Below are 13,473 nucleotides of genomic sequence, written 5' to 3' on the forward strand. Positions count from 1 at the left end.
CGACGGGACCGCCACGCCCAGCGCCGACAATGAATTTCTCCTTGACAAAAAAATTTGTCGGCCCTAGCTTGGAGGCATGCAGGAAGTAGTGGTGATCGAAGATCCGGCCGCGGCCGAGGTCTCGCTGGACCCCATCAGGGCCCGGCTGCTGGCCGAACTGGGCGAGCCCGGCTCCGCGGCCATGCTCGCCGCCAAGGTGGGACTGCCCCGGCAGAAGGTCAACTACCACCTCAAGACGCTCGAAGCGCACGGCCTCGTCGAAATGGTCGAGGAACGGCGCAAGGGCAACGTCAACGAGCGCATCATGCGGGCCACCGGGGCGTCCTACGTGATCTCCCCGACGGCGCTGGCCTCGGTCGCCCCCGATCCGGACCGTTCCCCCGACAGGCTGTCGGCGAGCTGGCTGCTGGCCGTCGCGGCCCGGACGGTCCGCGACGTCGGGGCGCTCATCATCGGGGCCGAGAAGGCCCGCAAGCGCGTCGCGACCTTCGCGATCGACGGCGAGGTGCGTTTCGCCTCGGCCGCCGACCGCGCCGCGTTCGCGGAAGAACTGGCCGGGGCCGTCACGGCCCTGGTGTCCAAGTACCACGACGAGTCCGCCGAGAAGGGCCGCGACCACCGCGTCGTCGTCGCGATCCACCCGAGTGTCAAGGAGAACCGATGACCCACCCGTTCGAGCTGAGCCAGGAGATCGAGCTCGCCGCCACCCCCGAGCAGGTCTGGGACGCGATCGCGACCGGCCCGGGCGTCGACTCCTGGTTCATGGGCCGCACCGAGCTCGGCACGTCCGCCGGAGGTCCCGCCTCCCTCACGATGCTCGGCCACACCGAGCAGGCGGAGATCACCGCCTACGAGCCGGGTTCCCGCCTGGAGACCCGCAGCGAAGAGGCCCCCGACGGCCGGTTCATGGCGATGGAGTACCTCGTCGAGGGACGCGGAGGCGGCACGACCGTCCTGCGGATCGTCCAGAGCGGCATGCTCGGCGACGACTGGGAGACCGAGTTCGAGGCGATGAAGGCCGGCTGGCCCATCTACCTGGAGACCCTCAGGCAGTACCTCCAGCACTTCGCGGGCCGTGCCCCGTCCGTCACCACGGCCTTCCGCCCCGGCGTCGGCGGCCCCGACACGCTCTGGAAGAGCGTCACCGAGGCGCTCGGCACGACCCCCGACGTGGCGGAGGGCGACGACGTCCGGCTCCCCGACGGCACACCCGGCGTCGTCTACTACGCCAACCTGCCCGTCAACCTGGGCGTCCGCACCGCCGAGGGCCTGTACCGCTTCATCCACTCCGGCACCGACCGGGGCGACGCCCTCGTCATGGGCCACCAGAACTTCGCGGGCCGCGACGAGCAGGCCGCCTGGGACGCCTGGACCGCCGAGCACTTCGCCTGACCCGCAGCACGACTTCGAAGGAGAGACCCATGCGTATCGTCATCATCGAGTTCATCAGCCTGGACGGCGTCGTGCAGGCCCCCGGCGGCCCCCAGGAGGACACCGACGGCGGCTTCGCCCACGGCGGCTGGTCCCACGAGTTCTTCGACCCGGAGATCGTCGGCGGAGCCTTCGACTCCGCCCTCAACGGGGCCGAGGCCCTCCTGTACGGCCGCCGCACCTGGCAGGTGATGGCCCAGGCCTGGCCCGAGCGCGCCGGCGACCCCTTCGCCGACCACATCAACGCCATCCCCAAGTACGTCGTCTCCGGCACCCTGTCCGAGTCCGACATGGCCTGGAACACCACGCTCGTCCCCTCGGCCGGGGCACTCGACCGCATCCGTGAGCTGCACGACGCCGACGGCGGCGACCTCGTCGTCATGGGCAGCCCCACCCTCGCCCGCACCCTCCTGCACGAGGGCCTCGTGGACGAGCTCCGCCTCATCATCGAGCCGATCCTCCTCGGCGGCGGAAAGTCCATCTTCCCCACCGACGGCGCGAAGCACGTCCTCAAACTCGTCTCCACCGTCACCAGCCCCACGGGCGTGAACGTCTGCACCTACCAGCCGGCCAAGCCGTAACCGGCGACACGGAACAGGGGCGGCGATCCGCATCGGATCACCGCCCCTGTTCCGGCGGACGGCTGTTCCGCGACGCCTTCGGGGCTCGCATCGCTCATGGCGGACGGGTTCTCGAAAGCACGGATCACCCTCGGTGAGATTCGGTGCTTCCGGGTCCCGGACGCAGGTCAGGCTGCCTGGTCGTGGCCGGAAGGGGTGTCGTGGCCCGTCCGGGATCGGGGGAGGAGGGACAGGGCCTGGGCGTGGGAGGCGCCGGTGGCCTCCAGGAGGTCGACGGCGAGGGAGCGGAGCTGGGCGAGGACGACGTGGGCGGAGAAGCCGAGCGGCGGGAGGACGGCGGGGTCGAGGCGGGCGGCGGCCCGGCGGAGGGCCTTGCGGGTGAGGGCGGGGTCCTGCCTCGCGGAGAGCTCCTCGCGCAGGCGGGTCACCGAGCGGGCGAGCTCCTCCATCCCTTCGGAGAGGAGGGCGGGGGCGGGCTCGTTCTTCTCGATCACGGCGGCGGTGTGGCGGAGGAGGACGCGGGTGTTGCGCAGGGCGTGGTCGAGGGGCTCGGCGGCGGTGAGGTAGGCGTCGAGCCGGTCGCGGCGGTGCAGCGGGGACAGCGAGGTGATCTCGCGAGCCGTCTGGAGGGCGTTCTGGTAGCCGTCGACGGTGCCCTGGGAGCCTCGGGCGCGTTCCAGAGCGGTGGCCGCGCGGGAGAGGTCGCGGTCGCGCAGCGCGGTGGCGGCCGTCTCCAGGGCGGTGGACAGTTCCTCCAGGAGTCCCTGGACGTGCTTGGCGGCCAGCCCGGACGGGTTGGCCGGCAGGAGGGCGATCGCGGCCAGGCCGATCAGCCCGCCGGAGAGCGCGTCGACCATCCGGTCGAGTCCGGCGCCGTCCCCGGGCGGGAGCAGCGTGGCCACCAGGACGGCGGAGGAGCCGGCCTGCAGGGAGGTCAGCGTGCCGCCGTCGAGCAGCACCGAGACCGTCATCGCGAGGGCGACGACGAGGGCGATCTGCCAGGGGCCGCTGCCGATCACCGAGACCAGCAGATCTCCCACGCCCACGCCGACGCCGACCCCGGCGACGAGCTCCAGGACCCGGCGCCACCTGCGGCCGAGCCCCACGCCGATGCACAGCACCACGGCGATGGGCGCGAAGAAGGGGCGCGCGTGGCCGAGGACCTGCGTGGCGACGATCCAGGCGAGCGCCGCGGCGAACGCGCACTGGACGATCGGCAGCGCCATGGTGCGCAACCGTCCGGTGCGGGCCTGGAGGCTGTCGGCGAGGGCTGTCATGGTTCAAAGATGGTCCGGCCTAGGCTATTCGTCAAAGACACGATTTGACCTCTTCCCATAGAAGTCATGTATGCCCCCCGGCCTAGGATGGCCGGATGAGCTTCCGGCAGATGGAGTACCTCGTCGCGGTAGTGGAGGAGGGGTCGTTCACCGCGGCCGCCCAGCGGCTCGGGGTCACCCAGCCGACGCTGTCCCACCAGATCCGCGTCCTGGAGGGGGAGGTGGGGGCGCCGCTGCTGGAGCGGACGTCGGGCCGGATCCTGCTCACCCCGATGGGACGGGAGTACCTGCCCCACGCCGAGGCCGCGCTGCGCAGCGCGCGGAGCGCCCGCCGCGCCGGAGCCGGAGCCGAGAGCCCGGTGCTGCTGCGGGTGGGGACCATGTACTCGCTCGCCCTGGGGATCGTGCCTCCGGCGGTCCGGGCGTGGCTGGCGTCCGAGCCCGGAGCCGAGGTGGAGGTCTCCGAGTTCGTCTCGAGCGGCGACCTGGAGAACCACGTGGCGGCGGGCTCGGCCGACCTGGGAGTGGGTCCGATGCCCGGCCGCTGGGACGGCCCGGTGTACGAGCTCGGCGAGGAGAACCTCGTGCTGGTGCTCCCCGAGGGCGACCCGCTCGCGGTGGAGGGCCGCGTCTCCCTCGACCTGCGTGAGCTCTCCGACCGTCCCTGGGTGCTGTACGACGAGCGCAACGCGCTGGCCCCGCTCGTCGTCCAGGCCTGCGCGAAGGCCGGGTTCACGCCCCGCGCGGCGGTCCGCACCCGGCACGCCGCGACCGCCCTGCAGCTCGCGGCGGCGGGTCTGGGGCCCGCCCTGATCCCCGAGAGCGTCCTGGAGCCGGGCCTGCCGGTGACGGTCCTGCGCCCGGGTCCTCCCATCCGCCGGATGCTGGCCGCCTATCTGGCGGGCCCTCCCTCGCCCGCGGTGTCGGGTTTCATCACCGCTCTGCGCCGCTGGACGCCCGCGGGCTGAGCGGTGATGGACGCCGCGAACGCGTGCCGGATCGTGCGGCAGGTGCCGTCCGCCGGTTCAGCTGGATGAGCCGCTTTCGTCGGGTTCTGTCGCGGTCCTGCCGTGCCGGAGGTCCGTGGCTCGAGCGCCGGGCGCGGCGTGCTCGGCGAGCAGGCCGGTGAAGACGAGCGCGGAGGGCGGGGGATCGGGGCGGGTGAACGCCATGAGCCGCCGCCGGATCGGGACGGCGGGCCTCAGCGCGCACCCGGAATAGCGCGGCACGATCACGTCGCCGGGCACCAGGGCCGGGCCGAGCCCGGCGGCGGCGAGTTCGACGGCGGTCGCGGTGTGGTGCACCCGCGCCGCGGCCCGGGGCGCGAACCCGGCGTCCGCGCAGGCCCGCGCGACCAGGGGCGCCAGCCCGAAGTCCGAGGCGTACAGCACCCAGGGCCGGTCGGCGAGGGCCCCCAGCGGAATCCCGTCCCGCCGGTACCGTTCGATCAGCGGATCGTCCACCGGCAGCACGACCAGCAGCTCCTCCTCGCCCAGCGCGTGCCGCGGCCCCGCCCAGCCGTACGGCTCCGTCCCGACGGCGATGTCGGCCTCTCCGCGCTCCATCGCCTCGGCCAGCAGGTCCATATGGGAGAACTCGGTCAGCTCGACGTGCACGGCGGGGTGGGCGCGCCGCCACGCCCCGATCGCGGGAGGCACGATGCCCATGGCCATCGAGTGCAGGGCCGCCACCCTCAGCTCCCCGCCCTCCAGCCGCGCCGCGGCCCGCGCCGCCTCCGCGGCGGCCCGCGCGGAGGCGACGGCCGCCCGCGCGTGGGGCAGGAACCGTTCTCCGTGCCCGGTCGGCCGCACCTCGCCGGGCAGCCGCTCGAAGAGCGCGTTCCCCAGCTCGAGCTCGAGCGCCTTCACCTGGTGCGATAGCGCGGGCTGCGACACCCGCACCGACCGCGCGGCCTCCGTGAACGACCCCTCGTCGGCCACGGCGATCACGTACTCCAGCTGCCGAAGCCTCATGAGCGCACCTTACTCAGGGTGGGTGGCGCGGTTCTACAGCCGGGATTCGACCGGCATCGACGGTTCGGACGCGAAGGCCCGGATCATGGCGTCCTGCGTGAACGAGGCGATCAGGCGCCCGTCCTCCGTGAACACCTGGCCGCGGACGTGGCTCATCCCCGCCCCGGCGTAGGTGCTCTCGTGGTGGTAGCGGATCCAGCCGTCCCACCGGACGGGTTCGTGGAAGTTCACCGCGATGGCGAGGGGCGCGGTCGAGAGCGTCTCATGCGCCTGGGAGGTGCCGACCCCGGGATGCGGCCGCATCGTGGCGGAGATGGAGAGATGGCCGGTGAAATGCGCCAGCAGCGCCCGGCGCAGGTCGTCGCGCTCGGGCACGGGGTCGTAGTGGAGCCAGGCGTCCAGGACCGGCGGTCCGACCTCGTCGGGATCGTTGCGATCGCGGACGTCTTCGAGACGCAGTTCCCTGCCCGGCAGGGGCATGGGGGAGGGGTGCGCGTTCTCCGGCCCGCCCACGGGCGGCCCGGTCCACCGGTCGTGCCGGATGAAGTCGGGCTGAGGGCGGTCCAGCAGCACGTTGGCGGTCGTGCGGATCTGGCCTCTCTGGGAGGCCGTGACCGTGACGAAGGCGAACGAGCGTCCGGCCCGTACGGCTGTGACGGCGAAGTCGAGCCGCTCGTCCGGCCGGGCCGCGGAGACGAACATCGCGTGCACGGACCGCACCGTGTGATCCGCGTACGCCTTGCCTGCGGCCACGATCGACTGCGCGAGAATCTGGCTGCCGTCGACGACCTGCCGTCCCCCGCCGTCGCTCTCCCCTGTGAAGAGCCCGGGGCCGTTCGGCGCCACGTCGAAGATCGTGAGCATCCGCTCGAGGGTCGACTCGCTCACGGCCGCACCCCGGTGAAAACGCCCTTGCCGATCGTCACGTCTACCCGCTCCTGATCGAACGCGACATATCCCGCCAGGCGGGCGACCTGCGGAAAGGGTTCCGGATAACTCCAGGCGACGCCGTCCCCGTCGCCGCCCGCCACCCGCCAGTAGACGGCTTCCCCCTTGAAGGGGCAGACGCTGCGATCGCCGATCGCTTCGAGCCGGGAGAAGTCGACCGCGTCCCTGGGGAAGTACACCACCAGCCCGTGGTCCTGCTCGTCGACGATCAGACAGGCGTCGCTGCGCGCCAGCAGGACCCCGTCCGCCGACGCCGTCATGACGTTGGTCCGGGAGAGCAGGTCGACCCGGTAGTCCGGCCGTTCGCGGTACATGGACCGCACAGGCGTCACTCCCATGACTGGACCCTCCGACTTCAATAGCCTTCTCGTTTTTGAAAATGGCATTCTCATACTACGTCGAGACGGTTCACGGGTGTCAACGCCCGGGATCGGTGCCGGCCGGATCGCCTCATGCCGCTTCCCGTGCCCGCACAGGGGGCGTACGCCCTCGGGAGTAGGGCCCGGTACTCCCCGCGGACCACGTGACACCCCGGTCGGGCCCGGTTACGGTGAGCGCTGTGGCGCCCATCACTGACTTTCCGGAGCGGTGGCCGAGGCCGAGCGACCTCCCCGCCTGGGCCGTACCGCTGGCGCTTTTGCCCTGCCAGGTGTTCGGAATGTACGGCGCCGCGCTCCACCAGGCCGCCTCCCGGGACCTCGACGCCTTCGGCTATGGGCTCCTGGCCCTGGGGCCGCTCATCCTGACGGCTCGCCGCAGCCGACCGGTGGAGGTCCTGGTCGCCGTGGCCGCCGTCACGCTGCTGTACCACGTGTGCGGCTATCCCGTGGGGCCGTTCTTCCTCGCGTTGATCGCGGCGGTCGTGGCGGCCATGTCCGGTGGGCACCGGCGGGCCGCCTGGCTGACCGTCCTCGGCGTGGTCGGCTGCTACCTGGCGGCCGTCCTCCTCCTGCCCGACTCGGGCCTGGGCCCGGTCCGGCGTCCCTCGCTCTCGCTGGACGGGGGGCTGCTGGCCTGGGTGTTCATGGTCCCCGCCGCGGCGGAACTGGTGCGCAACCGGGCCGAACGGGACGTCGAGGCGCGCCGGATCGTGAAGGAGCAGCAGCGGCGGGTCGCCGGGGAGGAGCGGCTGCGGATCGCGCGGGAACTCCATGACGTGCTGGCCCACAACATCTCCATGATCAATGTGCGGGCCGGGGTGGCGCTGCACCTGCTGGACGACGACCCTGAGCAGGCCAGGACCGCTCTCACCGCGATCAAGGCCGCCAGCAAGGAAGCGCTGATGGAGATGCGGTCGGTCATCGACGTGCTCCGCCAAGGTGAGCAGGCACCCACCGTCCCCACGGCGGGGCTGGCCCGGCTGGACAACCTGGTGGAGGCCGCCCGCGCCGCGGGGATGCACGTGTCTCTGGAGCGGGCCGGCCGGCGCCGCGATCTGCCCGCGGGCACGGACCTGGCGGTGTTCCGCATCATCCAGGAGTCGCTGACCAACATCGCACGCCACGCGGGAACGCCCGCGTCCGGGAGATTGTCGGTGCACGTCGTCCTGGAGTACGAGGACGCCGCGGTGGCCGTGCGGATCGACGACGACGGGGCGGCTCCACCCGCTCTGAGCGGAGAGGGGAGCGGTATCCCGGGGATGCGGGAACGGGCCCTGGCGCTGGACGGAGAGTTCCAGGCCGGACCGCGGCCCGGCGGCGGTTTCCGCGTTCGGGCACGGCTGCCGCTGGCCGGAGGCGCCCGATGATCGAAGTGGTGGTCGCCGACGACCAGGCGCTGGTACGCGCCGGATTCAGATCTCTGCTGGAGGCCCAGGACGGTATCGAGGTGGTCGGCGAGGCGGACGACGGCCGAGCGGCGGTCGAGTTGGCCGAGAGGCTGCGGCCCGACATCGTGCTGATGGACATCCGCATGCCCGCCCTGGACGGGCTGGAGGCCACCCGGATGATCACGGGCAGGTCCGGGCTGGAGGGCGTCAAGGTCATCATCCTGACGACCTTCGAACTCGACGAGTACGTCTTCGACGCGCTGCGCAACGGGGCCAGCGGCTTCCTGGTGAAGGACACCGAACCGGTCGAGCTGATCCGCGCGCTCCGGGTCGTCGCGGCAGGGGACGCGCTCCTGTCTCCCGGGGTGACCCGCCGCCTCATCGGGGAGTTCGCGGTCCGGGCCAAGGAGCCCCACCGCACGTCCGTCCTGGCCGCGCTCACCGAGCGCGAGACGGAGGTGCTGGTCCTGGTCGGGGAGGGACTGACCAACGAGGAGATCGCGCGGCGGCTGGTGGTCAGCCCCGCCACCGCCAAGACGCACGTGAGCCGGACCATGGTCAAGCTGGGCGCGCGGGACCGCGTCCAGCTGGTCGTGTTCGCCTACGAGTCCGGGCTGGTGCGGCCCGGATGGACGGTGTGAGCGCGGTCCGTACTCCCCGTGTCGTAGTCGGGGTGTCTCCCGGCGGTGGACGACCGGACGCCCGGTTCCGGGCACGATCGGCGCATATCCACGACAAGGGAGAAAGCCGTGAAGGTGCGGGTTGATCCGGAGCGCTGTCAGGGGCACACGCTCTGCTCGATGATCGCTCCGAGAATGTTCGAACTCGACGATGTCGACGGTCACGCCTCGGCCGTCGAGGAGAAGGTCCCGGCCGATCAGGAGGCGAAGGCGAACAAGGCCGTCGGATCCTGCCCGGAGCGAGCGATCTCCGTTTCCTGAAAGGAGCCCATCGTGAGCACGGAAGAATTCACCGAGGACGGCGAGCGGAAGAAGAACCGGTACGACTTCGACCGGCACACTCCGGAATACCGCCGCGATTTCGAGGCGGTCACCCGGGAGATGCAGGCCAGATGCCCCATCGCCTGGTCGGACACCTACGGCGGCCACTGGGTGGCCGCGGGAAACCGCGAGGTCTTCGAACTCGCCGCCCGATCCGCCGACGTCATCTCGAACGACCATGACGTGAAGGGCGAGCGCCGGGGGTACAAGGGAATCTCCATCCCCCCGCCGACCCGGGCCGGCAGGGGCGGCTTCCTGGAGATGGACCCGCCGGAACAGCGCTACTACCGCCGGGCGCTCAACCCGTACCTGTCCCCGGCGGCGGTCGACCGCTGGATCCCGGTGATCGACGAAATCGTGCGGGCATGCCTCGACGAGAAGATCGAGGACGGTCGGATCGACTTCGTCGAGGACCTCGCCAACATCGTGCCCGCCGTCTTCACGATGGCCATGATGGGCGTCCCGCTCGAGAACTGGAGCATCTACAACGAGCCCGCGCACGCCGTCATCTACACGCCGCCGAACTCACCCGACCTCGCGCGGGTCGGGCGACTGCACGAGCGGATGCGGCGGGATCTCGCCCGGCAGTTCGCGGAGATCAAGGCGAATCCCCGGCCGGGCCTGGTCAACGCGGTCGCCGATATGAGGATCGACGGCGAGACGCCGCCTGACGAGGAACTGCTGGGAGTGCTGCACCTGATCATCGGCGGCGGCTTCGACACGACGACGGCGCTGACCGCGCACGCGCTCGAGTGGTTCTCGGAGAACCCGGGAGAGCGCGACCGCCTCATCCGGGAACGGGAGAGCCTGCTGGACTCCGCGACCGAGGAGTTCGTGCGCTACTACGCGCCGGTGGTGGGCAACGGCCGCACCTTCTCCGCCGACTGCAAGATCGCCGGCACCCGCTTCAAGGAGGGAGAGCGCCTGTGGGTCTCCTGGTCGATGGCCAACCGGGATCCGGCGGTGTTCCCCGACCCCGACGAGATCGACCTGGCCCGCGAGAGCAACCGGCACGCCGGCTTCGGCCTGGGCGTACACCGCTGCATCGGTTCGAACGTCGCGCGCACGGTCTTCAAGCGGATGCTCGTCCAGGTGCTCGACCGGATGCCCGACTACGTGTGCGAGCCGGAGGGCACGGTGCACTACGAGACGATCGGCGTCATCAACGGAATGCGTTTCCTCCCGGCGACCTTCACCCCGTCCTCCAGGCTGGGCGCGGGCCTGGAGGAGACCCTCGAGAAGCTCCAGAGGGTCTGTGACGAGCAGAGGCTCGCCGAACCCGTCACAGCGCGGAAGTCGAAGGCGAAGATCTGACACGACCGGTGCGGGCGTCCACGAGGGGGAGGCCCGCACCGGTACGGGATTTCCCACTCGTCCATAAAAGAGATTCTCCGTGGAGAACGGCCGAGCTGGAAACGCCAGTCGGAAATCAGGGGCGGGTTCGTTCCCGAAAGGACGTACCCGCGCGGCGGAAACGCCTCTCCATGCCGTTGAATGCTTTTGTCTCCGTAAAGCCGTCGCCGGCCGGGTCTCAGCGGTGGAGCAGGACGGCGAGGAGGTTGAAGGAGGCGATCACCACGATGAGGACGGTCAGGGCCTTGGTGGCGCGGGCGTGCGCGGTCAGCACGCTGGAGGCCGGCCGGCCGCGGCCCCGGCGGTAGCTCAGGGAGGCCATCGCCCAGATCAGCGTGGCGGCGGCGACGGTGGCGCCGCCGAGGACGATCGCCCGTACTCCCAGGGCCGGAGTCGCCCGGGCGAGCAGCGCCCCGTTCAGCGCGATCAGCAGTGCCGTCCGCTGCCAGGCCAGCGCGGTGCGCTCCAGCTGGGCTCCCGGATCGGCGAGGCGGGGGGGTTCGGCCCGGGAGGTCACCGGCTCACCAGCAGGACGACCACGGCGGAGGCGGAGGCGACGGCGACCGAGGCGGTGAGGACCGGGATCAGCCAGGTGTCGGGCAGCGGGCGGCCACGGCGCATGGCGCGCTGGTTCGACGCCCACCGCCGGTATCCCGAGACGGCGACCACCAGGCCCAGGACCGCCAGCACCACGGCGGCGACCCGTCGCCACTGCTCGCTCGCCACGTCGGGCAGGAGCTGCACGACCGCCAGGGCCCCGGCCTCCATCGCCAGCGCCGTGCGCACGTACGCCAGGAAGGTCCGCTCGTTGGCGAGCGAGAAACGGTAGTCCGGCTCCTGCAGATCCACCTCGTGCGTGGAGCTCACCAATCTGCCTTTCGGGTTACTTTTCGCTTTCCTCAGACAATTTTACACACGCCGTGAAAAGCCCAGGACATCGGCCCTGTCGCACTATTTATAAGTAATCCGATTACCGCGATAGGAATAATTGGCTGCCTACCGCCCCGCCGTCGGCCCGCAGGGCTCGGACGCTCGGAGCCGGAGGCGGGCGAGGGTACGGAAAGATCCCCTTGCCGGGCGGCACGTCCATGATCGAAGCTGGTCTCCGGCGGTTTCATCATGGAATTCACTGACGAGGACGGTCTGCGGATGGATCTCGACACGACCCGGCCGCATCCGGCGCGGATGTGGAACTACTGGCTCGGCGGCGAGGAGAACTTCCCCGTCGACCGGCAGGTCGGCGACCAGCTCAGCGCGGCGTTCCCCGCGATCCGCGAGGTCGCCCGCCAGTCCCGCGCCTGCCTGGGCCGCATGGTGCGCCACCTCGTCGTGGAGGAGGGGGTCCGCCAGTTCCTGGACGTCGGCTCGGGCCTCCCGACCCGCGACAACACCCACGAGGTCGCCCAGCGGTCCGCCCCCGACTGCCGCGTCGTCTACGTGGACCACGACCCCATGGTGCTCGCGCACGCCCACACCCTGCTCGCCGGCCGCCCGGAAGGCCGGACGGCCTACGTCGACTGCGACGTCCGGAACCCGGCCCGCGTCATCGAGGCGGCGAAGGAGACCCTCGACTTCACCCGCCCGATCGCCCTGATCCTCTTCGGGATCATGGGAAACGTGATCGACGACGAGGAGGCCGCCGCGATCGTCCGCCACCTGGTCGACGCGCTGCCCGCCGGAAGCCTCGTCGCCTTCAACGACGGCACCGGAGCACTGGACAGGGCAGGCCGCGAGGAGGGGATCCGGATCGCCGTGGAACAGGGTTCCAGCCCCTACGCGGCCCGTACCCCCACAGAGGTCGCCCGTTTCCTCGACGGTCTGGAACTCCTCGAACCCGGCGTCGTCTCCACCTCCCAATGGCGTCCCGAGCCCTCCCCGTCAGGCCCGCCCGCCCCGGTCGACGCCACCTGCGCCCTGGCCAGAAAACCCTGACGGGTTCCTGCGGGTTCTGCCGCCCCGGGTGCTCGGATGCGGCGAGCCTCGTGACTCGTCGGTGCGCTGAGGGGCACGGCGGAGCACGAGGTGTCTTTTCATGTGGGATTTCGGTATTTGCCGTGGATCGGGAAGCTGTACCTTGAGTTGATCTTTCTTTTCCACGGAGGTTGACGTGTTCTCGCTCTCTGCCCGTCTGATGCTGGCCGCCGCCGTGGCGGCCGGCGGGGTCCTCGCTGTTCCGGCCTCGGCCTCGGCCGCGCCGAAGTCGTGCCTGGTGGGCAAATGGAAGCTCACCAAGTACAAGATGAACAGCAACGTCGGCGGAGAGGTGATCACCTCGCAGGGCGGCGGCGGCACCAAGCTGACCGTGACCAAGAAGTCGGTGAAGTTCGACTTCGCGGGCTCCGAGAAGGTCGTCATCAAGGGCAAGAAGCCCGGCGGCAAGGCCTACCGGATGGCGGAGTCCTACAAGAAGGGCCTGACGTTCAAGTCCTCGTTCAAGGGCGCGAAGAAGGGAAGCCTGCTGCTGAAGGCGAAGTCGGCCACCGGCAAGGCGACCGTCACCACCCTCATCGGCGGCAAGCCCATAAGCACGATCAAGGTCGCGAATTACCACCGCAGCGGCGAGGTGAACCCGTTCATCCCGGTCTTCGCGCAGTTCTCCTGCACGTCCAAGATGATGAGCCTGCTGATGGAGGCCGACGGTCCCGACGGGGCGATGGCCTCGGAGTTCTACTACACGCGTCGCTGAACGACGCCGGGGCGGCGGCATCCCGCCGCCCCGGGCGCGGTTCCGCTCTCAGACGAGGGCGGCGGAGTTCCTGGACGAACGGGACACCCGGATCCGCCTTCGAGAGGATCCCCTCACGCGAGCCCCAGCCCGGCCAGGGTCTTCTCGCCGACGATCCCGTCCGGGAGCAGTCCGTGATTGGCCTGGTAGACCTTCGCCGCGGCACGCGTGTGCGCCCCGTAGCGGCCGTCGACCACCAGCTCCGGCCGTGCTCCCGCCTCGTTCAGCGCCCTCTGCACGACGCGGACGTCCTCACCGTGCATCAACGGCTTCTTCAATTCCAACTCCCGGGACACCTTCACGGTCTCACCGGCCGGCTCCGGCGTTTCTCTCGCCGCCCTGGACATCAGCACTTCACACGGCTCCTCTTCCGGACACGACACGCCTGTCCAGTCAAGATGCCCACAGAACGCGAC

General features: G+C 70.8%; 17 protein-coding genes. 10 read left to right on the forward strand and 7 right to left on the reverse strand.

The features are described 5' to 3' along the window. Positions 1-76 precede the first annotated feature (76 nt). The 3 genes from ABD327_RS33865 to ABD327_RS33875 are packed head-to-tail and all read left to right on the forward strand — an operon-like array spanning position 77 to position 2,012. Positions 77-664, forward strand: a complete 588-nt coding sequence (locus ABD327_RS33865) for an ArsR/SmtB family transcription factor (RefSeq protein ID WP_344457022.1) — start codon at positions 77-79, stop codon at positions 662-664. Continuing rightward, positions 661-1,392, forward strand: a complete 732-nt coding sequence (locus tag ABD327_RS33870; protein WP_344457024.1) for an SRPBCC family protein — start codon at positions 661-663, stop codon at positions 1,390-1,392. The genes ABD327_RS33865 and ABD327_RS33870 overlap by 4 nt, the downstream gene beginning before the upstream one ends. Positions 1,393-1,421: 29 nt before the next feature. Next, positions 1,422-2,012 carry a dihydrofolate reductase family protein gene (locus ABD327_RS33875; protein WP_344457026.1) on the forward strand — a complete coding sequence of 197 codons (591 nt, stop codon included), beginning with the start codon at positions 1,422-1,424 and terminating at the stop codon, positions 2,010-2,012. Between the two features lie 167 nt (positions 2,013-2,179). Here ABD327_RS33875 and ABD327_RS33880 read toward each other — a convergent pair whose 3' ends face one another. Continuing rightward, positions 2,180-3,289 carry an FUSC family protein gene (locus ABD327_RS33880; RefSeq protein ID WP_344457029.1) on the reverse strand — a complete coding sequence of 370 codons (1,110 nt, stop codon included), beginning with the start codon at positions 3,287-3,289 and terminating at the stop codon, positions 2,180-2,182. Positions 3,290-3,384: 95 nt separating this feature from the next. Here ABD327_RS33880 and ABD327_RS33885 point away from each other — a divergent pair, with 95 nt between their 5' ends. Further along, complete coding sequence (locus tag ABD327_RS33885) at positions 3,385-4,257, forward strand: LysR family transcriptional regulator (protein ID WP_344457031.1); 873 nt, start codon at positions 3,385-3,387, stop codon at positions 4,255-4,257. Positions 4,258-4,314: 57 nt separating this feature from the next. Here ABD327_RS33885 and ABD327_RS33890 read toward each other — a convergent pair whose 3' ends face one another. The 3 genes from ABD327_RS33890 to ABD327_RS33900 are packed head-to-tail and all read right to left on the reverse strand — an operon-like array spanning position 4,315 to position 6,548. Beyond that, on the reverse strand, positions 4,315-5,262 hold the full coding sequence (locus ABD327_RS33890) for a LysR family transcriptional regulator (RefSeq protein ID WP_344457033.1): 948 nt from the start codon (positions 5,260-5,262) through the stop codon (positions 4,315-4,317). A gap of 33 nt (positions 5,263-5,295) precedes the next feature. Next, positions 5,296-6,150: an acyl-CoA thioesterase gene (locus ABD327_RS33895; RefSeq protein WP_344457035.1), complete on the reverse strand. Its 855-nt coding sequence runs from the start codon at positions 6,148-6,150 to the stop codon at positions 5,296-5,298. After that, complete coding sequence (locus tag ABD327_RS33900; protein WP_344457037.1) at positions 6,147-6,548, reverse strand: DUF427 domain-containing protein; 402 nt, start codon at positions 6,546-6,548, stop codon at positions 6,147-6,149. The genes ABD327_RS33895 and ABD327_RS33900 overlap by 4 nt, the downstream gene beginning before the upstream one ends. A 320-nt stretch (positions 6,549-6,868) precedes the next feature. Here ABD327_RS33900 and ABD327_RS33905 point away from each other — a divergent pair, with 320 nt between their 5' ends. The 4 genes from ABD327_RS33905 to ABD327_RS33920 all read left to right on the forward strand — a co-directional run bounded on the left by ABD327_RS33905 (position 6,869) and on the right by ABD327_RS33920 (position 10,293). Further along, positions 6,869-7,957 (forward strand): sensor histidine kinase, encoded by a 1,089-nt coding sequence (locus ABD327_RS33905; RefSeq protein ID WP_344457039.1) that lies wholly within the window; start codon positions 6,869-6,871, stop codon positions 7,955-7,957. Then, a complete protein-coding gene (locus ABD327_RS33910) occupies positions 7,954-8,619 on the forward strand; it encodes a response regulator (RefSeq protein ID WP_344457041.1) in 666 nt (221 codons plus the stop codon). The genes ABD327_RS33905 and ABD327_RS33910 overlap by 4 nt, the downstream gene beginning before the upstream one ends. Positions 8,620-8,727: 108 nt before the next feature. Further along, positions 8,728-8,919, forward strand: a complete 192-nt coding sequence (locus ABD327_RS33915; protein ID WP_344457043.1) for a ferredoxin — start codon at positions 8,728-8,730, stop codon at positions 8,917-8,919. Positions 8,920-8,931: 12 nt separating this feature from the next. After that, positions 8,932-10,293 carry a cytochrome P450 gene (locus tag ABD327_RS33920; RefSeq protein WP_344457045.1) on the forward strand — a complete coding sequence of 454 codons (1,362 nt, stop codon included), beginning with the start codon at positions 8,932-8,934 and terminating at the stop codon, positions 10,291-10,293. A gap of 217 nt (positions 10,294-10,510) precedes the next feature. Here ABD327_RS33920 and ABD327_RS33925 read toward each other — a convergent pair whose 3' ends face one another. Both ABD327_RS33925 and ABD327_RS33930 read right to left on the reverse strand, forming a co-directional pair. Further along, complete coding sequence (locus ABD327_RS33925; RefSeq protein WP_344457047.1) at positions 10,511-10,849, reverse strand: DUF202 domain-containing protein; 339 nt, start codon at positions 10,847-10,849, stop codon at positions 10,511-10,513. After that, positions 10,846-11,199: a YidH family protein gene (locus tag ABD327_RS33930; protein WP_344457049.1), complete on the reverse strand. Its 354-nt coding sequence runs from the start codon at positions 11,197-11,199 to the stop codon at positions 10,846-10,848. The genes ABD327_RS33925 and ABD327_RS33930 overlap by 4 nt, the downstream gene beginning before the upstream one ends. Positions 11,200-11,451: 252 nt before the next feature. Between ABD327_RS33930 and ABD327_RS33935 the strand changes: the two genes are divergently transcribed. Both ABD327_RS33935 and ABD327_RS33940 read left to right on the forward strand, forming a co-directional pair. Further along, on the forward strand, positions 11,452-12,264 hold the full coding sequence (locus tag ABD327_RS33935) for an SAM-dependent methyltransferase (protein WP_344457051.1): 813 nt from the start codon (positions 11,452-11,454) through the stop codon (positions 12,262-12,264). Positions 12,265-12,439: 175 nt separating this feature from the next. Further along, positions 12,440-13,018: a hypothetical protein gene (locus tag ABD327_RS33940; protein ID WP_344457054.1), complete on the forward strand. Its 579-nt coding sequence runs from the start codon at positions 12,440-12,442 to the stop codon at positions 13,016-13,018. Between the two features lie 113 nt (positions 13,019-13,131). Here the strand turns inward: ABD327_RS33940 and ABD327_RS33945 are convergent, their stop codons facing one another. After that, entirely contained in the window at positions 13,132-13,335 is a 204-nt protein-coding gene (locus ABD327_RS33945; protein WP_344457057.1) for a peptidoglycan-binding domain-containing protein, read from the reverse strand. Between the last annotated feature and the right edge of the window lie 138 nt (positions 13,336-13,473).

The sequence above is a fragment of the Actinocorallia aurantiaca genome, from assembly GCF_039533685.1.
GTDB classification, from domain to species: domain Bacteria; phylum Actinomycetota; class Actinomycetes; order Streptosporangiales; family Streptosporangiaceae; genus Actinocorallia; species Actinocorallia aurantiaca.